We start from the raw sequence: 18353 nt of genomic DNA, 5'->3' as shown, positions 1-18353 counted from the left end.
TATGCCGCGGCTGATCTGACAACCGTCACAACACTTATCCCTGGAACACGCTGTCAACTATGTCCTGACTTCGGACACTGCCGGGGGCGCCATTGTCCTGACTTCGGACAACTGTTCGTTTGGGGTGTACCCCAGCAGACCATCATGCGCACTTCTACAGTTAGTGAGCATTGACACTCAGATTGGTTTGAAGTACGGTTTCGCCCTATGAAGATCCGTTCCTAATTCGACGCTCTCTTAATCATCGTTGGCTCGAAGGCGGAACTTGGCATGCATATTTCTTTTTCCCATCTCTCTTTTACCTGGCCAGACGGCACTCCTTGTTTCTCAGATTTAAGCGCCACATTCGGCGCGCATTTCACCGGCCTTGTCGGTGCTAATGGCTCAGGAAAATCGACTCTCGCTAAGGTGTTGGCCGGCATCTATCAACCCACTTCTGGTACCGTTACGGCCCCTAAAATCGGCTACCTAGACCAAGATCTAGGGCTCAAAGTGACCGACACCATCGCAGACGTATTCAAGGCCCGCGAGATTTTAGATGCCCTAGCGGAAATCGAAGCGGGCAACTACTCCGAGGAACTCGCGGCCATCGTTGCTGACAACTGGGATCTCAAGGAGAGGATCCAGGCCGCTCTTAGCGCGTCGGGATTGAACTTTTCCCTTTCTCGCAGCGTCGGCAACTTGTCGGGAGGAGAGGCCGTCGCTGTGGCGCTGACGGCGCTGTTTTTCTCCCAACCAGAGATGATCATTCTTGATGAACCCACGAACAATCTCGACGCCGCTGCCAGGGAGCGCCTTCTGCATATGATTGACGCTTCCCCGGCGCCCATGGTGGTCATCTCGCATGATCGGGAGCTGCTCAACCACGCTGACGAGATAGCTGAGCTCTATCACGGATCATTACGTATGTTTAGCGGGAACTTTGAGCACTACCGTCAAACCATCGACCACGAACAGGAAACCGTGCGGGCCGAAGTAAGTGAGGCCAAAGCCTCCTATCACAAGGAAGTTCGCCAACGTGCCGAGATGCAGACACGGCTTGCCCGTAACGCCCGCCGAGGTAAAGAGTTCGCTACCTCCAAACGCAAGCCTGGTATGGCCATGGGAAATGATAAGAACCGATCCCAGGTCTCGTCAGCCAAGCGTGCCCGTGATGCCGCAGCCTCGGTGTCACAAGCTCGGGAAGGTTATGACTTAGCACAACTTAGGTTGCGGGAGGACACTCACGTTCACATCGAGCTTCCCGATACCGGCCTTCCCAATGCCACGCGGGTTCTTGGCAGCGATCTGTTGACAATCGTCGGCCCCGAACGCGTCCGCCTCGCCGGTGCCAATGGGTCGGGAAAAACTACGTTTCTCAACCGGATTGCCAGTGGCGACGTCGACTATGCGCTTCCTCGCGGCTATCTACGTCAACGCATCGCATTGCCGGCGGACAAGAGTGTGTGGGAGCTGGTCGCGGAAAGCAATCCGCAGGCTGACCCGCAGTTTATCCGCGACAAGCTAGCACAACTGTTGTTCCAGAATGACAGTGTCCACGCGCCAGTGGGGCAACTTTCCGGAGGCGAGCGGTTCCGTGCCGAGTGCGCACGCGTGCTGCTTGCTTCCCCCGCACCGCAGTTCCTGCTACTAGACGAGCCGACTAACAACTTGGATATCCCCACCGTGGACTGGCTTGTCGACGTCCTCTCCGCTTACCGCGGAGCGTTACTCGTCGTCAGCCACGATGAACACTTCTGTTCGCGCCTTTCGCTGGATCGCACCATCGAGCTTTAAACGCACTTTGCAATGGGCCAGTCGGCACACGAAAACGGGCGCATAATCGACACCTCAAATGTGCTCAGGCAGTGCTGTTATAAGTCGCGGCATCGTTGCCACTACAGTCGCGGCACCATGGACAAACTGGCGTCTCGGTTTTTCTTTTCCGGGGCGCCGGTTTCGTTTCTTAGCTTGGGTGTCTGACGGATTTCGTCAGGCACCTTCTTCTGTAAGCAGCCCCTTCTTGCCAAGCTCTGCGATCGTGCCATCTTCGTTGAAGCTCAGCTCCACCACGAAGTAGCGTCCCTCGCTGTCCGCAATCTTCCATGCGCGTTGTTTGTTCTCCGGCTCGATTTCCTCGACCGTCCAGTCCTCGCGCTGATGCGCAATCCCTTCGATGCTCCACACCGGGTCGTCGCATTCCAACAATATGGCGTCGAACTTGATGAACATCACCGACAGATCCGTCTCCTGCATCGGTGGATTGAACGAATCCATCAAGTAAATCCGTATCTCGGATTCGTCTTCGTTCGGAATGCTTGCGTAACAAGCATGCGAACCAAAGATTTCGAACGCGCTATCCCCTACATCCTCCGATACGGCTGCCGCTGCAATTGACTGCGCATACAGCTCGTCGCCTTCTTCGCCTTCCTCATCTTCCGTGTCTTCCCCGCTACCCGATTCAGCTTCATCGCCGTCCCACTCGGGAACCTCGTAAGGCACCACTGGGGTCGTAAATCCGAGCAGGTCTTGTTCCTCACCCCACTCGCGCATCACCTCCGCAGCAAGGCGCCGACCAAGTTCTGCAGCTCCGGAAACAGCCGCTTCATCCGCCCATTCCCACTTAAGGGTCGCAGACTCCACGTCAACGGTCGCGACGAGTTCCACTCGAGCATTGACGAGCTTAACCCGCCCCTGAAACTGGTAGTACTGCTCGCCTTGAATTTCGCCTACAGCAATCCCCCAGTCATCGCCAACGCGCTCTTCGATCTGTTCCATGATGTGCTCACAGCGCGCATGGGCATACAACGCAGCGTGTTGTCCAACTCTGCGAATATCGGGGATCATGTGATTAAAATAACACCGCCCAGTTCAGCTCGCTGAGCCTGTTTCATACAGCCTATGCTTCACGCAGCCTCACCTGTGGAAGGATCCATGACCTACCGACAACTAACCCCTCCTCGCACTAAGGACGCATTAGTGTCCGTCGCAGCTCTCCTCTCCGCTTACGGGCTCCTCGCAGTCCAGGCGTTGGGCTTGGCAAAGCTCTCCCTGGACAAGGGAGTAGTCCTCGGCGCTCTGCCATTCATGCTCATCATCGCCCTCGGCTTGCCCACCTGGCTTTTGGTTCGCTACCTGCGGAAACAGAACATCGAAACTGGCTTCACTTCACTCTCTAAAAGAGGTTGGCATCTGCTCTGGCAGACTCCAGTGACAATCATCGCAGCCGGTGCTGCCACTGCATTTGTCGCCTCAATCTTGGGAATGGAAAATGGCGAGCGTTCCTCGACCTTGACTAGCGCAAGCGAATCCGGGCAGACCCTCCCCATCCTCCTCGTCCTCCTGGCGTATCTGCTGCTTGGTCCGTTCCTCGAGGAGTTGGTTTTCCGTCGGGTTCTCATGGGCTACTTCGACACGCTAATGCCAGCTGCCCTGAGTGTCCTGTTCAGCTCACTGCTTTTCGGTCTGGTTCACGTCTCCCCGCCAGCTATCCTCTTTACGACCTTCCTCGGCATCTCTTGCGCACTGATCACCAGATGGCACGGCACACTATGGGCGGGATTCATCGTTCATATGCTGAACAACCTGGTCGTCGGGCTACTCGTCTTCGGAGTCGCTGGCTAAGCCTCTTGTCCGCACCGCCCGCTATGGTTGTAGCCATGACTGCGAATAGCCGCTTTAACCCTATTGACGCCCTCCGCTCCCTCCCCCTGGGCAAGTCCCAGAAGTCCGTAGAGCTGGACCTCCCCGCCCCCACCCCGGGCTCCTACGCCGTGATCACCGGCGCTTCCTCCGGCATCGGCAAGGCCATCGCCGAGGAGCTCGCCCGGCGCGACTACGACCTCCTTCTAGTCGCCCGCACTGTGGCCCCTATGCAAGAGATCGCGGACGCATTCCCTAACCGCGACGTGCAAATCCGCTCCGTCGACCTGGCGGATGCCTCCGCCCGCGCAGAGCTGCTGGAGGAGCTGCGCACCACCCCGGTCAGCATCATCATCAACTCCGCGGGCATTGCTACCTTCGGACAGTTCAAGGACCTCGACTGGGATTACGAGCGCCTGCAGTTCGAGCTCAACGCCACCGCACTCTACGAACTCACCCAGGCCGTGCTGCCCGGCATGCTGGAACGCGGCGAGGGCGGCATCGTCAACGTCGGCTCCGCCGCCGGCAACATGGCCATCCCCGGAAACGCCACCTACGTCGGCACCAAGGCGATGGTCAACACCTTCACCGAGTCCCTGCACTACGAGCTCAGAGACCACGGCATCAAGTGCACCCTGCTGGCACCCGGCCCGGTGCGCGAGGCCCGCAAGGAAGACGAGCAGCTCACCGAAGTTGACGATGCCGTACCAGATTTCCTCTGGACCACCTACGAAGACTGCGCCATCGACACCCTGACTGCCCTGTCCAAGAACAAACTCCGCGTAGTCCCCGGCCCGCTGTCCAAGGCCATGAACTTCGTCTCCACGTACCTGCCACGGAAGGTCACCGCGCCGATCGTGGGTAAGTTCTACGCCCAAATGGCAACCGAAAGCGACTGATCCCGAGGGGGCGTCACCAAAAAGGCATAGAATTATCAACAACAGAAAGGAACATCCGTGAACACCACCCCGAATCAAGTTGCCAAGAACGATCGACTCGTGTGGGTCGACTGCGAAATGACGGGCCTCGACCCGGACCAGCACGTGCTCGTCGAGATTGCGGTGATTGTGACGGATGCGGACCTTACCCCGCTCGACGAGGGGCTGGACCTGGTGATTCACGCGACCGAACGCGACCTCGCCCGCATGGATGCCGTCGTGACGAAGATGCACGGCGAATCCGGCCTGACGGAACAGATCCGCGCCTCCGACATCACACTGGAAGAAGCCGAGGAGCAGGTCCTCGACTACGTGAAAAAACACGTGCCCACCGCAGGCGTGGCGCCGCTGGCCGGCAACACCATCAGCGCAGATCGGAAGTTCATCAACCGCTACATGCCACACCTGGACCAGTACCTGCACTACCGCATGATCGACGTCTCCAGCCTGAAGGAGCTCGCCCGCCGCTGGTATCCCCACGTGTACAACGGCCAGCCCGCGAAGGGCATGGCGCACCGCGCGCTGGCGGACATCAAGGAATCCATCCGCGAGCTGGATTACTACCGCCGCGCGATGCTCGTGGAGGCCGACCCGTCGAACGCGGACGCGACAGCCGCGGCGAAGGCAGCGACGGAGCGCTTCCCTATCTAGGCCAGTTTCACCCCTTGCGAGCTGGCCTTTTGGTTAAGGCGCAGGGCGTGGGCTAACATGAAATCCGCTGTTTTCAACAGCAATGGTGACTGTAGTTCAGCTGGTAGAGCACTAGGTTGTGATCCTAGGTGTCGCGGGTTCGAGTCCCGTCAGTCACCCCAAATTTTTCCAAAGGTCTAGTGATGCTAATGAGTAACACCGATCTTGAAGCAGCGTTTCGAGATGTCTTCCGCGGACATCCGGCGGGGGTAACGCTGATCACCGCGACCGTCGACGGCGAGCCCGTCGGCCTGACCGCATCGTCCGTCGCTTCTCTGTCGCTCGACCCACTATCGATCAGTTTCTCGCTGATGAAGCGCACGGGCTCGGCAGGCAAATTGTTGCGGTCGAGCAGCATGTTGGTGCACTTTCTTAATGACGCCCAGTCCCCCATCGCGCACTCCTTCGCCACCTCGGGCACGGATCGCTTCGCAGAATCTCAAGGGTGGGTGACCGCGGAGACGGGCGAGCCGCTGCTGCCGAACTCCCGGGCTGTGATGCGGGCGCGCATTTCGGATACAGCCCAGGCGGGGGAATCTACGCTGGTGGCGGCGGAGGTTCTAGATGTGTCGGAGATCTCCGACGATTCGGCGCTACTTTTCCTGGGCCACCAGTTCTACAGCATTGCGGGGCTGCGCCCCTTCTAGCGGCGGGGCACTACGCGCGGGTGGCCTCGTAGCCGGCTTCGTCGACTGCGTCGATGACCTGCTGATCCGTCAGCTCCCCTGCTGCCCCGTCGTGCTCGAACGTCAGCAGCCCCTTGTCTGCGCTGACCTCAATGTTCGAAACGCCCGGAAGGTTGGAAACTTCCTCCTTGACGGCGTTCTCGCAGTGCCCGCAGCTCATTCCAGTGACGTTGTAGGTGTATGTGCTCATGACGTTTGCCTTTCTTTGTCGTTGCTTTCGTAGCCTTCTTAATATTCAGCGCTTCGGAACGCGCTTTATTCCATGGTATGCCTTAGCGGGCATGCTTTAGTGGAATTCTTCAGCGGGCTTCACCCTCCCCTCTAGAAGGCGAATGTCCCAAATCTTCCACTTTCGAGATTTTTTCGGTTTTGACGAATACGTCAAAACGTCCTTACCAGCGCAAACATAATAGATATAAAAGCAGAGTGGAAGATTTGGGACATTTGCCCTCCCAGGGCACTCCCCAGCCTCCAAGCCCTCGTGGGCTAGCATTAATCACCATGGCCCGCCTGCCCAAACTCCCCTTTCGTACACGCCCCAGCGCCACCGTCACCACACACCCCAGCGCCACCACACACCGCAGCGCCAGCGCTACCGCGCACCCCAGCGCCGCCACCAGTATCCACGACGACCCCGGCGCGCTGTACACGCAGGCCTCCACCGCCGCGGCCTCCCGCATCATCCGCCACTACTCCACCAGCTTCTACCTGGCCAGCGAACTCCTCGCGCCCACGATCAAGCTGCACATCCGCAACATCTACGCCCTCGCCCGCATCGCGGATGAAATCGTCGACGGTACGGCTGAGGCGCTGGGCGTGCCGGCCTGCGGCGTCACAAAGACCCTCAACGATTACGAACAGACCACCCTCACGGCGCTGGACACCGGCTTCAGCACCGACCCCATCGCGCACGCATTCGCCACCACCGCGCGCTGGGCGGGGTTCGACCGATCCTGGACGGTGGATTTCTTCGCGTCCATGCGTTCGGACGCCCCTAGCTCCAGCCCCTTGCCACTTGCCGACTACGTGCACGGATCCGCGGGCGTGATCGGGTGGATGTGCAACGCGGTGTTCGCAACACACGCCGAGCAGGCTGGGAGCTCGCTGACCGCGGAGCAGCGCTCCCGCACCGACCAGGGCGCCTACGCGCTAGGCAGCGCCTTCCAGAAGGTGAATTTCCTGCGGGACTACCAGCAGGATACGGTCGGACTGCACCGCTCTTACCTGCCGAAACTCACCGAGGAGTCGAAGGTGGAGCTGGTTGACGAAATTCGCGCGGAACTCGCCCAGGCGCACTCCACCATGGCACTACTGCCGCTGGCGGCCCGCGTGGGGGTGCTCGGCGCGCATGACCTGTTCGCCGCGCTGAACGAGCGCCTGGCCCGCACCCCCGTCGAGCAATTAAAAACGGCCCGCGTGCGAGTGCCGCGGGCTGAGAAGGCGAAAATCATCGCACGCGCCGTCCCCCGCGCCGCGCGCCTGCGCTAAGCTGCGCCTGCACTAGCCGGCGCCCTAGCTACCCCTCCGTGTTGCCGGCCTTCCAGGTCTTCCACGGGATGTTCCAGTCGCCCAGGCCGTCGGAGCCGTTCAGGGTCTCGCCCTGCGTGTTCTTCACCTCAACAATGTCGCCGCGCTTCATATTGTTAAACACCCAGGCGGCGTTCTCGACGGTCACGTTGATGCAGCCATGCGAGGTGTTGGTGTTGCCCTGCGCGTACACGCTCCACGGCGCGGCGTGGATGTAGATGCCGGAGTAGCTCATCTGCGTCGCGTACTGCACGTCCGTCACGTACGACCCCGCACCCGTCAGGCCGAACGTCGAGGAGTCCATGGTCAGTGTCTCGAACTGGTCGCCGATGATGTACTTTCCATTCGGCGTGGGGTACTGGTAGTCCCGCCCCAGGGAAACCGGCATGGTCTGCACGGTCTTGCCGTTCTTCTTGATGGTCATCATCTTGGTGTTGTCGTCCACGATGGCCCGCATCGCATCACCGATGGTGAACTTTGCGCTGCGATCTTCACCGCCGTACACGCCTTCGCCGATCTTCGTGCCGTACAGGTCGGCCTTTACGCTGACCTTAGTGCCGGGCTTCCAATACTTCTCTGGGCGCCAGCGCACCTCCTGGGCTGTGATCCAGTAGAAAGCACCTTCCACCTTCGGCGTGGTTTCCACGGTAATGGCGTCTTCCACTGCCTTGCGGTCTTCCACGGGGGCGTCAAAACGAAGAGAAATAGTTTGGCCGATGCCCACAGTCGAGCCGTCGAGCGGGGCGAGCGCGCCGTTGAGCGTCATGCCGGGGGTCATGGTGGTGAAGGTCTGCTCGAGCTTCTGGTCGCCAGACTTCGCGGTCAGCGTGTAGGTGCGCGAGTAGCCGAGCTTGGTGGGGACGGTCCACTCGGTCTTGCCCTCGTTGAACTTACCCTTGACTTCCTCGCCTGCGTCGTTGGTCAGCGAGACCTTGTCGATCTTCTTGTCGCCCTTGACCTGCACGTGCTCGGTGACGTCGACCTCGGTGTCGCCGTCCTTCACGTTGGAGGTCAGCTTGTTTTCATCCTTCTTCTCTTCGCCCTCGCCGTTCTCGCCGGTTGAGGCATTAGAGCTGATCTGCGGGTCGTCGCTGTCGCGGTCGATTGTGCACGATGCGGTGAAGGTAACTAGGGCGATGCTTAGTGACGCCGCAGTGATCCGTGAGAAGGTTTGTCCGAAAACCTTGGTGTTGCGCAAGACTAACTCCAAGAAAGGGAAAGGTGTGTGTAAGAAAAGTGACTGTCCTAAACCTTAACGCTTGGCTGCAGTGGAGCGTTAGTCATTTCGGCGGGTTCCAGCAGTTCGTAGCGTAAACGTTATAAACGGTGTGGGGTTTCCGGCGAGCCGCCCGGCGGCGCACTGCCGCACGGGCCGGACGAGCACATTGCGGATGCGGGCGTATGGGTGCGGATTGATCGGTCTCTTTGCCACACACAGCGCGGGGTACCGTCCCGAATTCTGTACGTGGACAGTCACATAAGCCGCTTAAACAACACATCAATTTACCCACCCTGACCAGGCGATTTGTATTGTCATGCTACCTGGGTATAAAGTTTTCCACGTTGCCGAGGCGCGCAGCGCTTCGAATAACGCGGGCTATTAGCTCAATTGGCAGAGCAGCTGACTCTTAATCAGCGGGTTCGGGGTTCGAGTCCCTGATAGCCCACATTTCAACCCTCGCTCGCTTGGAATCATATCCAGCGGGCGAGGGTTTTGCGTTCACTTCATCAACTTCAACGGCCGCGCCCTGTTGTCGCCTCTGCGTTATATACTTCAGATACACCGTTCGCACACAACGATTGGAGAGATCATGGCCACGCCATTAACTCCGCGCACCCATACCAGCGCCGAGCTGCGTGCTGAACGTACCAAGGTTGTGAAGCAGATGGGTCCCCTCGGCGTGGATGGCCTCCGTCGCCTTCGCGCAGCAGATGCGCTCGACGTCAAAGAGGCTGACCTTTTGGATCGCTACGAGTCCCTCACTTGGCTGATTGAAGGCTAATCACATTGGATCGCGCGACTTTCGAGGAACAAGCCACGGAGTTCGCGCAAGAAATCGCCACTCTCCTCGACGCGACCCTCAAAGGGGAGATCACGGCTAATGCTTTCGAGATCAACGAGGAAAAACTCAGGGCGGTAATCAAACGTTCGAAACAGCTTGAGATTGGCCGCTCGAACAGTAAGAAGCTGCAGTTAGCCTGCGAATTTCGCCTATGCACTAATTCAACAAAGAAACATCTGGCGATAGAGTCAAGCACCTTCAAAGTTCAGTACCAGTCTGGCCAAAAGTATCGCCCGGTAGTTCGCTTCGAGTACGACAGAAATTCTCGTAACAAGCCTGCCAGCCACTTCCAGTTTCATTCCGACTCAGTCCCCCTTGGCCTCTTACTTGCTAGAGCAGGAAGGTATGATGCCGCGGCTCAACAGCAAGATATTCATTATCCGATGGGAGATGAGCGTTTTCGCGTCTGCCTTGAAGATGTGATTGAGCTTCTTGCCAACGAAATCAATGCGCCGACGCATGACGGTTGGCAACAGCACATAGCACGAGGCAGAAACCGATACCTGTCAAAACAGGCGGAGACCGTGATCCGCAAGAACCCGGACCTTGCCATCAAGCTCTTGGAACAGCAAGGGTACAAAGTGAAGCCACCTGCCCGGTATCCGCTATGGAAACGGTTAAAGAGCCGAATGTCCCAAATCTTCCACTTTCGGGATTCTGGGCGATTTGACGGTTCCGTCAAAAGCCCCTGACCAGCACGAACAGAAAGGTTATAAAAGTAGAGTGGAAGATTTGGGACATTTGCCCTCGTTTGCCAGGCAGTCGTCGGCCGCTGCGGGGTAGTTTCCGCCGGAATCGACCCGCTCGCGCCGTTTCTCTCTCCCTCCCCACCCAACCGGAATATGTACTCCTCCCCCAACGGGAATATTCGCCCTGTCAGCGCGGTTGTCGTTAGTTAAGAACGCAAGCGCACCGACAACGTAAGTCACTCAACGCCGAAAGCAGTGCAGGCCCGCAAACCCCAACCAAACCCCAAACAGGAGGCATCAACCCCACCATGACGGACACGACGGCGAACGGAAGCTCCCAGGCGAACGGCAGCATCCCAGCGAACGAGGAAAACCCAGCCCACTCCCTCGCCCCGCTGAGCCTCCTCGACTTCGCCACCGTCTTCAAGGGCGAACGCCCCGCGGACGCCTTCGACCGCTCCGTCCAGTGGGCCCAGCAGGCCGAAAAGCTCGGATTCGAGCGCATCTGGTACTCCGAGCACCACAACATGAAGTCCATCGCCAGCTCCGCCCCCGCGGTCCTCATCGCTCACATCGCGGCGAAGACTTCCACTATCAACCTGGGCGCGGGTGGCGTCATGCTCCCGAACCACGCCCCGCTGGTCATCGCCGAGCAGTTCGGCACCCTCGCGGAACTGCACCCCGGCCGCATCGACCTGGGCCTCGGTCGCGCGCCCGGCACCGACCAGATGACCCTGCGTGCCCTGCGCCGCGAGCCTTCCGCCGCCGAGACGTTCCCGCAGGACGTCGCCGAGCTCTACGGCTACTTCAACGGCCCGTCGAAGATCCCCGGCGTGGAGGCCGTGCCAGGCATGGGCACGAAGGTACCGCTGTACATCCTCGGCTCCTCCCTGTTCGGCGCGCAGCTGGCCGCGCACCTGGGCCTGCCGTACAGCTTCGCCAGCCACTTCGCCCCCGCCGCCCTCACGCAGGCGGTGCAGGTGTACCGCGATAACTACCAGCCTTCGGAGCGCCACCCGGAGCCTTACGTCATCGCCGCGGTCAACGTCACCGCCGCCGACACCCAGGAGGAAGCCGAGGAGCAGTTCCGCCAGGTCTGCCGCACCCGCGTGCGCGTCATGGCCGGCCGCGGCCGCAGTCTCACGGAGGAGGAGCTGGACATGCTCATCGATTCCCCCGCCGGCCAGCAGATCCTGGATATGCTGCGCTACTCCGCCGTCGGCACGGGCGATGTTGTCCGCCGTTACCTCGAGGAGTTCCGCACGCACGCTCAAGCCGACGAGCTCATGGTGTCGCTGCAGTCGCCGTCGACAGCTGAGTCGCTGCGGTCGATGGAGATTCTTGCGGACGCCGCCTCACTCTCCCCCGCCCAGCGCTAACCACTAGGCCATCAGACCTGCTCCCCTATCGCAGCCCACTAGCGCTGCGTTTCGCGCGGCTCCGGCCGCCCGTCGGCCGCGCCCGCGCCGAATACCCACCGGATGATCTGCGGAGCGTAAGCGCCCACCACCAGCATGGCGATCATGCGCATCACTTGAATGACCGTGACGATCGGCTGGCTGCCAGCGTCGTGTGCAAATGCCAAAACTGCGTAGATACCGCCCGGCACGGTGGCGAGGTAGGCGTCCAGAACCTTAAAGTCCCACAGGCCCGCGATGGCGAAAGCAGTGCCGATAGAGCTGGCGATCATCAGGGCAATCACGCCCAGGATCACGGGCAGGGCCTTCACGAATTGCCGCAGCGCGCCCTTCGTCAGGGTGCCGCCGGCCTGCACGCCGACCAGTGCGTAGGCCAGCTTTTCCAGCAGCCCGTTCGGCGCGATGAACTCGTGCGGCACGCCAAACACCATCACGCCGATCATGGCGAAGGCAATACTCAGCAGCAGGTAGGGCGAGCTGATGCTGAACCACCGCGCCGTCAGCCTCGTGAACGCCCACACGGCCAGCCCCACGACCACCGCGCCTACCACGCCCTGCCAGTTCGTCTGCAGGCCGTTGAGGAGGCTTTCTTTTCCTGTTGACGCCCCCTCGGCCGCATCTGCCTCACCGCCCTCGACGCGGCCGAGCAGCGTGACCAGCCCGGGAAGTGTGAGGACGATGATAGATACGCGCAGGTATTGGGTGAGGGTAACAAAGCGCGTGTCCGCGTTGAGCTCTCGGGAGAGCATCACCATCGCGCTGGCGCCGCCTGCGAGCGTGGCCAGCACCGACGTGGCCGGGCCGACCCGGTGGATGCGCACCAGCAGCCAGGAGGCCAGCAGGCAGACCGCCAGCGTGACGATCAGCGACATGGCCGTCGGCCCGGCATAGGAGACAATCGTGCCGAGGTCGATGGTGGTCAGGGGCGAGGAACACAAAAGGGCGATGATCACCTGGGAGGGGATCATCGCCTTTTTAGGCGGGCTGACCTGGCGGTCGCTGAAGATGGCGTAGACGCCGAAGACGATCAGGAAGGAAAAGATCCAGGCAGCGGGCACTCCCACCGCTTCGCAGGCGAAGCCTGCGGCGATCGACAGGACGGTCAGCAGAGCCAGCGTGGCCAGCTTCGCGGGGCTGGGTAGTGTGAACCCGCCCGGCCTGGCGCTGCGTATGGTTTCGCCAAGCAGTGAGTCTGAGTCGGGCAACGCTACCCGCTTAGCGGGTTGCGGCCAGCAGGCGCTGGATTTCCTTGATCTGCTTCTTTTCCTTGCGCTTGGAGCCAACGGCCAGGGCGGTAAGCAGTACAACACCGGCGACTACGCCGCCGATGACCATCTGCACCTTCGGCTCCTTGAGGGTGTTCACGGCCTGGCCGCGAGCGTCATCCGCCAGGTTCTTCGGATCCGCACGGACGGACAGCTCCTCCAGCGTCCGTCCCAGCTGGTTGCGGGTGCGTTCAATGTCGCGCTGGATGGCATCGATGCTACGGGCCACGGAAGTTTCTCCCTTATTCGAACGTTTAAGTGCTACCTGAACATTGTAAATGATCGCACCCGCCGGCGCTTTCGCTAGGGTGTATTGGCTCCCAGGCATGTGGTGCACTGTGGGGCGCCGGCGCCCGCACGCTCGCGTGTCGGCGCTTTCGCTAGGGTGGAATGCATGACTGATAACAGCAACACCACCGCAAACCAGCCCATCCGACTTGAGGTCGGCGACAAGGCCCCGGAGTTCACTCTTCCCAGCGATTCCGGCAAGAACGTAAGCCTGGCGGACTACGCGGGCCGCAAGGTCATCGTGTACTTCTACCCCAAGGCCGATACTCCCGGCTGCACCACCGAGGCCTGCGATTTCCGCGATTCCCTCACCGAGCTCAACGGTCAGGGCGTGGACGTGGTCGGTATCTCTCCCGACAAGGTGGAGGCTCTGGAGAAGTTCCGCGATAAGTACGAACTGACCTTCCCCCTTCTTTCGGACGCCGACAAGTCCGTTATGGAGAGCTATGGCGCATTCGGGGAGAAGAAGAACTACGGGAAGGTCGTGCAGGGCGTGATCCGCTCCACGTTCGTTATTGACGAGGAAGGCAAGATCGCCGTGGCGAAGTACAACGTGAAGGCCACCGGCCACGTCGCGCGTATCGCCAAGGAGCTCTAGCAAAGGAGCTCTGAAAAAATTTTGTGCGCCTGGGGAGACTTGAACTCCCACGTCATAAGACACTGGAACCTAAATCCAGCGCGTCTGCCAATTCCGCCACAGGCGCAAAAAGAACGCGGACAACCGCGTTTCCCCCTTCATGCTAGCAAGCGATCCGGCGTGAAAAGAAATTAGGCGGAACAGGCAGTACAGGTAGAATGTTGCAGTGTGAACGAACACTCAGACAATGACGGCAAGGCACCCGCCCACCCGTTTCCGCTGCGCGTTCGCATCATCCAAATCATCTTCCTTATCCTGGCGGTCATCGCCACCCTCCTGCTTGCCTGGTGGCAGTGGGATCGCTGGCAGTCCAACGGCGGTAGCTTCCAGAACCTGGGCTATGCCATCCAGTGGCCGATCTTCGGCATCTTCTTCGTTGTGGCGTACCGCAAGTACATCCAGTACGAAAAGGAGCGCCTACTGGGAGACGAAGCCCCGGCCGCTCCCACCCAGCCGACTGATGAAATCACCGAGGTTCCGGAGGACTTCCTGCAGACCGAAGGGCCTGCTGAAGAGACTGAGGATATTTGGGTAGATGATAGGCGCGAGCGGGCGCGGATGAGGGCGTCCAAAGATAAAGAGTGCGAGAACAACGACCAGAAAGGGTACTAAGCAATGACCAACGAGCAGACCCCTGCGATCCACCCGGAGCGCCGGGCGCGCGTGGCGAAGTCGCTGAAGTTTTACTCCGTGGCGGCGGTGGTGACCGGTATTTGGCTGCTGATTCTGCTGGTGGAGATGATTGTTAAGTATCTGATCCTGGGCAGCGAGAACGCGCCGGAGTGGTTTAGCTACATCGGCCCGGCGCACGGCTTGGTGTTTATGGTGTACGTGATTTCCTGCCTGGACCTGGGCACGAAGGCGCGGTGGGAGCCGTCGAAGTGGGTGACCACGATGCTGGCGGGCGTGGTGCCTTTCTTGAGCTTCGTTGTGGAGAAGCGGCGCCGCGACGAGGTTAAGGCCGCGTTCCAGCTGGACTAGCGGCGCGCGCTGGCGCTGCGACGCGGCAGCGTTGGGACGGCGCGGCGCCGAACGCTGAGCGCAGCGGCGTGGCTACTCGACCAGCGAGGTTTCGACGGCGACTGCGTCGATCTCCTCGTCGGTCGGCACGGGCGCGCCCATCGCGTGCGGCTCCGCTTCCGGCTTCTCCCACGCGGACTGCAGGCAAGCCAGGATCGCTACGGCCGCCGCGCGCGTGGAGACCTGCAGGGTTGAAAGGTCCGGCAGGAAGCCCGGGTTGTGGTTGGTGGGGATGTCGATGTCCAACCGCCCGGCGGATTCGGCGCGCTGCCACTGGCGGCGCGGGGTAATGCCGATGGTCCAGAGCATGTAGGGGCAGCCGAAGGACTTCGGGATCACGGAGAAGTCCTCGGAGGCGGTCCAGGGTTCCATCTCTAGGGAATCCTCGCCGAAGGTGTGATCGAAGTGGGGGCGGACAACGTCGTAGACCTCGGGGGCGTTGTCCGTAGCGCCCAGCAAACCAACGAATTTGAAGTCCGGCTCGCGGTCCGCACCCGCGGCCAGCGCCTCGGCGCGCACCACGCGCTTGATGGCATCCACGCACTTCTGGCGCAGCTCCTCGTCGTAGAAGCGGCAGGATAGGGAGATCTTCGCGGAGTCCGGGATCACATTGTTCGCCTTGCCGGCCTCCACCGAGGCGACGGTGATCACCGCGAACTTATTCGGCGGGACCTCGCGGGAGACGATGGTCTGCAGCTTCATCACCGTCGAGGCCGCCAGCACCACCGGGTCTACGGAACGGTGCGGCATGGAGGCGTGGGCGCCACGGCCGTGGAGGGTAATTTCGATGGTGGTGGAGGACGTCATCACAGGGCCGGGTGCGGAGTACACCTGGCCCGCCGGGCCGGCGACGATGTGTTGCGCAAGGCAGACGTCGGGTCGGGGGATGATGCCGCCCAAACCGTCGGAGACCATCTTGTGCGCGCCGATGGACGCCTCTTCGGCCGGCTGGAACAGTGCCACCACCGTGCCGGACCAGCGGGCGCGCTCTTCGGTCAGGATGCGCATGGCTCCCAGCAGGCTGGTGGTGTGCTGGTCGTGGCCGCAGGCGTGCATCGTTGCCACGCGCTCGCCGGATGCGTTGAGCTGCGAGTAGGTAGAGGCGTAGTCCACGCCGGTTTTCTCCGCGACGGGCAGGCCGTCGAAGTCGGCGCGCATCAGCACTGTCGGCCCGTCGCCGTTTTCCAACACGGCGGTGATGCCATAACCGCCGATGTTCGTGGTGACTTCCCAGTCCGGGAAGTTCTCCAGCTCCTTGGCGATCCGCTGCGCGGTGACTTCCTCCGCCCCCGAGAGTTCGGGGTGCTGGTGGAAGAACTTGTACACATCTTCCATCCAGCTGAGGTCGGCCTGCGACCCGGCCACGATGCCGCTGGGGCTTGTGGGGCTAAAAGTGGCCTGGTCGCTGTCTGTGCCGGGGGCGGTCACGCGAGGAGTCCTTTCTTTGGTTGTTGCGGTCTTTTGAACCTGGTGGAGCTTGTACCTTGCCCCATCATACGTGGGTCGCACACGCCCGGCGTCTAGCCTTGCGGTGCGCTGGGTGCCCGGCTTGGCGGCGTGGTGGGCACCAGCCTTGCTGCTTTAATCCGCCAGTTGCGCCAGGATCTCCACCAGCTGGCGCAGGGCCTTGCCACGGTGGGAAACGGCATCCTTCTGCTCCGCCGTCAGCTCGCCTGCGGACTTGCCCGCCAGCTGATCTTCCTGGCCTGCCGGCAGCTCGTCGGGGGCGAACAGCGGGTCGTAGCCGAAGCCACCCTCGCCCTGCTCGGCGCGCAGTACTCGGCCGTACCAGCGCCCTTCTACTGCGTATTCGGTCTCCATGCCGCGCTCTGCCGCGACTTCGGCGGGCAGTTGCAGCACGCAGGAGGATACGAAGTGCGCCCCGCGCCGCTCGTCCGGCACGTCACCCATCTGCGCCAGCAACAGGTCGTTATTGGCCTTGTCGTCGCCGTGGCCGCCGGACCACCGGGCGCTCAGCACACCTGGCATGCCATTCAGCGCGTCGACGGCCAGCCCGGAATCATCGGCGATCGTCGGCAGGCCGGTGTGGCGCACGCCGTCGTTGGTCTTAATCCGCGCGTTGTCCACGAACGTCGCGCCGGTCTCCGGGGTCTCCGGGTATTCCGGCACGTCCCCCAGTCCGACGAGCTCGATGCCGGTCACGTTCGCCGCTTCCAGCATGCGGTTCAGTTCCGCCAGCTTCTTCTTATTCCTTGAGGCCACCAGTACCCGCACGGTGCTACTCCCCTTCTCTTGTCGCGTTTGCTTCTGCTGCTCTAGAGTTCCTGCGCCAGCGCCGCCCGCTGCGCCTCAATAAGCTCACGCAGGCCGCCTTCGGCCAGATCCAGCAGGGTATTCAGCTCCTCGCGCGTGAACTCCGCGTTCTCACCGGTTCCCTGGATTTCCACGAAGCGCCCCTCGGCCGTCATTGCCACGTTCATGTCCACGTCCGCCCGCGAGTCTTCTTCATAAGGCAGGTCGAGGCACGGCACGCCGTCGATGATGCCCACGGATACTGCGGCGACGGGTGCGCGTAGCGGTTGCCCTGGTACGACGCCCCTAGCTTGCAGCACGGCCAGCGCATCAGCCAGAGCCACGTAGGCGCCGGTGATGGCTGCGGTGCGGGTGCCGCCGTCGGCCTGCAGAACGTCGCAGTCGATGTTGACGGTGTTCTCCCCCAGTTCCTTCAGGTCAACGGCGGCGCGCAGCGCGCGGCCGACGAGGCGGGAGATCTCCTGGGTGCGGCCCTTGACCTTGCCCTTCATGGATTCGCGTGGCATGCGCTCGTGGGTAGAGGCCGGCAGCATCGCGTACTCGGCGGTCAGCCAACCTTCGCCGGAATCCTTCTTGAACCGCGGCACGCCTTCTTCCACGCTGGCGGTGCACATGACCCGGGTGTTGCCGAATTCCACCAGCACGCTGCCTGCGGGGTTGCTGGTGAATCCGCGGGTGATGCGCACCGGGCGCAGCTCATTGGTGGCGCGCCCGTCAGCGCGGGTGAAGTTGCTGCCTGCGTTGGAGGTGTTTTCTACGTTTGTTTCCGTCATGGGGCTTAAGTTTACTAGCCGCCCCGGACGGGCTACCCGCCGACGCTTGCGCAATCAGTTTCCTGGCGCTGTGGCGCCTAGACGATGGTTAAGTGCCTAACTGACAGTTATGCGCATGCCGGGGCGGGCGACGAGGATCTCACCGTCGTAGTGGCGGGCGGCGCCGCGGACCGCTGCGTCTGCATCACCCCACGGTGGGATGTGGGTGAGCACGAGCTTGCCCACGCCTGCTGCCTGTGCTGCACGGCCTGCGTCTTCGCCGGAGATATGCATGCCGCTGGGCTGGCCTTCTGCATTTTCGCCCCAGGTGGCTTCGCAGAGGAATACGTCTGCTCCCGCTGCGATGTGGGCCAGGTTGTCGGTCCAGGCGGTGTCCCCGGAGTACACCAGGGAGTTACCTGCGTTGTCTTCCACGCGCAGCAGGTAGGCCTCTGTGGGGTGTACGGCGGTGGCGGCGTAGAGGG

At 61.4% G+C, this 18353-nt stretch carries 21 protein-coding genes and 3 tRNA genes; 14 read left to right on the top strand and 10 right to left on the bottom strand.

Going from position 1 to position 18353, the window contains the following annotated elements; translation table 11 throughout:
• The first annotated feature begins 270 nt into the window (after positions 1–270).
• Positions 271–1776: an ABC-F family ATP-binding cassette domain-containing protein gene (locus HMPREF3166_RS05785; RefSeq protein ID WP_070488129.1), complete on the top strand. Its 1506-nt coding sequence runs from the start codon at positions 271–273 to the stop codon at positions 1774–1776.
• A gap of 195 nt (positions 1777–1971) precedes the next feature.
• On the opposite strand, the gene HMPREF3166_RS05780 is transcribed toward HMPREF3166_RS05785, so the two are convergent.
• A complete protein-coding gene (locus HMPREF3166_RS05780; RefSeq protein ID WP_070488128.1) occupies positions 1972–2826 on the bottom strand; it encodes a DUF6882 domain-containing protein in 855 nt (284 codons plus the stop codon).
• 132 nt (positions 2827–2958) lie between these two features.
• On the opposite strand from HMPREF3166_RS05780, the gene HMPREF3166_RS05775 reads away from it, so the two are divergent.
• From HMPREF3166_RS05775 to HMPREF3166_RS05755, 5 genes are all read left to right on the top strand, one after another.
• Positions 2959–3603 (top strand): CPBP family intramembrane glutamic endopeptidase, encoded by a 645-nt coding sequence (locus HMPREF3166_RS05775; RefSeq protein WP_168160727.1) that lies wholly within the window; start codon positions 2959–2961, stop codon positions 3601–3603.
• Positions 3604–3716: 113 nt separating this feature from the next.
• Complete coding sequence (cmrA, locus tag HMPREF3166_RS05770; RefSeq protein ID WP_049049716.1) at positions 3717–4520, top strand: mycolate reductase; 804 nt, start codon at positions 3717–3719, stop codon at positions 4518–4520.
• A 57-nt stretch (positions 4521–4577) separates the two neighbouring features.
• Complete coding sequence (orn, locus tag HMPREF3166_RS05765; protein WP_034964791.1) at positions 4578–5210, top strand: oligoribonuclease; 633 nt, start codon at positions 4578–4580, stop codon at positions 5208–5210.
• Positions 5211–5295: 85 nt separating this feature from the next.
• A tRNA-His gene (locus tag HMPREF3166_RS05760) sits at positions 5296–5371 on the top strand.
• 27 nt (positions 5372–5398) lie between these two features.
• Complete coding sequence (locus tag HMPREF3166_RS05755; RefSeq protein WP_246816939.1) at positions 5399–5896, top strand: flavin reductase family protein; 498 nt, start codon at positions 5399–5401, stop codon at positions 5894–5896.
• 10 nt (positions 5897–5906) lie between these two features.
• Here the strand turns inward: HMPREF3166_RS05755 and HMPREF3166_RS05750 are convergent, their stop codons facing one another.
• On the bottom strand, positions 5907–6125 hold the full coding sequence (locus HMPREF3166_RS05750) for a heavy-metal-associated domain-containing protein (protein WP_035005376.1): 219 nt from the start codon (positions 6123–6125) through the stop codon (positions 5907–5909).
• Between the two features lie 311 nt (positions 6126–6436).
• On the opposite strand from HMPREF3166_RS05750, the gene HMPREF3166_RS05745 reads away from it, so the two are divergent.
• Complete coding sequence (locus HMPREF3166_RS05745) at positions 6437–7423, top strand: phytoene/squalene synthase family protein (protein ID WP_305763951.1); 987 nt, start codon at positions 6437–6439, stop codon at positions 7421–7423.
• Positions 7424–7451: 28 nt separating this feature from the next.
• Here the strand turns inward: HMPREF3166_RS05745 and HMPREF3166_RS05740 are convergent, their stop codons facing one another.
• Positions 7452–8660, bottom strand: a complete 1209-nt coding sequence (locus HMPREF3166_RS05740; RefSeq protein ID WP_070488122.1) for a L,D-transpeptidase — start codon at positions 8658–8660, stop codon at positions 7452–7454.
• A gap of 396 nt (positions 8661–9056) precedes the next feature.
• Here HMPREF3166_RS05740 and HMPREF3166_RS05735 point away from each other — a divergent pair.
• From HMPREF3166_RS05735 to HMPREF3166_RS05720, 4 genes are all read left to right on the top strand, one after another.
• Positions 9057–9129, top strand: a tRNA-Lys gene (locus tag HMPREF3166_RS05735).
• Between the two features lie 144 nt (positions 9130–9273).
• Positions 9274–9465, top strand: a complete 192-nt coding sequence (locus HMPREF3166_RS05730; RefSeq protein ID WP_035005397.1) for a hypothetical protein — start codon at positions 9274–9276, stop codon at positions 9463–9465.
• A gap of 5 nt (positions 9466–9470) precedes the next feature.
• Positions 9471–10217 (top strand): hypothetical protein, encoded by a 747-nt coding sequence (locus HMPREF3166_RS05725; RefSeq protein WP_070488120.1) that lies wholly within the window; start codon positions 9471–9473, stop codon positions 10215–10217.
• Positions 10218–10522: 305 nt separating this feature from the next.
• Positions 10523–11593, top strand: coding sequence for an LLM class flavin-dependent oxidoreductase (locus HMPREF3166_RS05720; RefSeq protein WP_246816938.1), 1071 nt, complete (start codon positions 10523–10525; stop codon positions 11591–11593).
• A gap of 38 nt (positions 11594–11631) precedes the next feature.
• Here HMPREF3166_RS05720 and HMPREF3166_RS05715 read toward each other — a convergent pair whose 3' ends face one another.
• Complete coding sequence (locus HMPREF3166_RS05715) at positions 11632–12837, bottom strand: AbrB family transcriptional regulator (RefSeq protein ID WP_083293826.1); 1206 nt, start codon at positions 12835–12837, stop codon at positions 11632–11634.
• Positions 12838–12847: 10 nt separating this feature from the next.
• The gene (locus tag HMPREF3166_RS05710) at positions 12848–13126 is read right to left on the bottom strand and encodes a DUF3618 domain-containing protein (RefSeq protein ID WP_011273177.1); all 279 of its coding nucleotides are present in this window, start codon (positions 13124–13126) and stop codon (positions 12848–12850) included.
• A 165-nt stretch (positions 13127–13291) separates the two neighbouring features.
• On the opposite strand from HMPREF3166_RS05710, the gene bcp reads away from it, so the two are divergent.
• Positions 13292–13783, top strand: a complete 492-nt coding sequence (gene bcp, locus HMPREF3166_RS05705; protein WP_070488118.1) for a thioredoxin-dependent thiol peroxidase — start codon at positions 13292–13294, stop codon at positions 13781–13783.
• A 24-nt stretch (positions 13784–13807) separates the two neighbouring features.
• Here bcp and HMPREF3166_RS05700 read toward each other — a convergent pair.
• A tRNA-Leu gene (locus HMPREF3166_RS05700) sits at positions 13808–13889 on the bottom strand.
• Between the two features lie 101 nt (positions 13890–13990).
• Here HMPREF3166_RS05700 and HMPREF3166_RS05695 point away from each other — a divergent pair.
• Both HMPREF3166_RS05695 and HMPREF3166_RS05690 read left to right on the top strand, forming a co-directional pair.
• Positions 13991–14434 (top strand): hypothetical protein, encoded by a 444-nt coding sequence (locus tag HMPREF3166_RS05695; RefSeq protein ID WP_070488116.1) that lies wholly within the window; start codon positions 13991–13993, stop codon positions 14432–14434.
• Between the two features lie 3 nt (positions 14435–14437).
• Positions 14438–14803, top strand: a complete 366-nt coding sequence (locus HMPREF3166_RS05690) for a DUF3817 domain-containing protein (RefSeq protein ID WP_035005379.1) — start codon at positions 14438–14440, stop codon at positions 14801–14803.
• A 72-nt stretch (positions 14804–14875) separates the two neighbouring features.
• On the opposite strand, the gene HMPREF3166_RS05685 is transcribed toward HMPREF3166_RS05690, so the two are convergent.
• The 4 genes from HMPREF3166_RS05685 to HMPREF3166_RS10315 form a co-directional block, all read right to left on the bottom strand.
• Positions 14876–16270, bottom strand: coding sequence for an amidohydrolase (locus tag HMPREF3166_RS05685; RefSeq protein WP_070488114.1), 1395 nt, complete (start codon positions 16268–16270; stop codon positions 14876–14878).
• 153 nt (positions 16271–16423) lie between these two features.
• On the bottom strand, positions 16424–17077 hold the full coding sequence (locus HMPREF3166_RS05680) for a non-canonical purine NTP pyrophosphatase (protein WP_070488112.1): 654 nt from the start codon (positions 17075–17077) through the stop codon (positions 16424–16426).
• A 41-nt stretch (positions 17078–17118) separates the two neighbouring features.
• Entirely contained in the window at positions 17119–17889 is a 771-nt protein-coding gene (rph, locus tag HMPREF3166_RS05675) for a ribonuclease PH (RefSeq protein WP_005294109.1), read from the bottom strand.
• A gap of 96 nt (positions 17890–17985) precedes the next feature.
• A partial coding sequence (locus HMPREF3166_RS10315) for an MBL fold metallo-hydrolase (protein WP_246816937.1) occupies positions 17986–18353 on the bottom strand: 368 nt, incomplete at its 5' end.

It is taken from the genome of Corynebacterium sp. HMSC08A12, assembly GCF_001807485.1.
Taxonomy (GTDB): domain Bacteria; phylum Actinomycetota; class Actinomycetes; order Mycobacteriales; family Mycobacteriaceae; genus Corynebacterium; species Corynebacterium evansiae.
The sequence above is the reverse complement of the archived record's forward strand: the minus strand, read 5'-3'. Positions and strand labels throughout refer to the sequence as shown.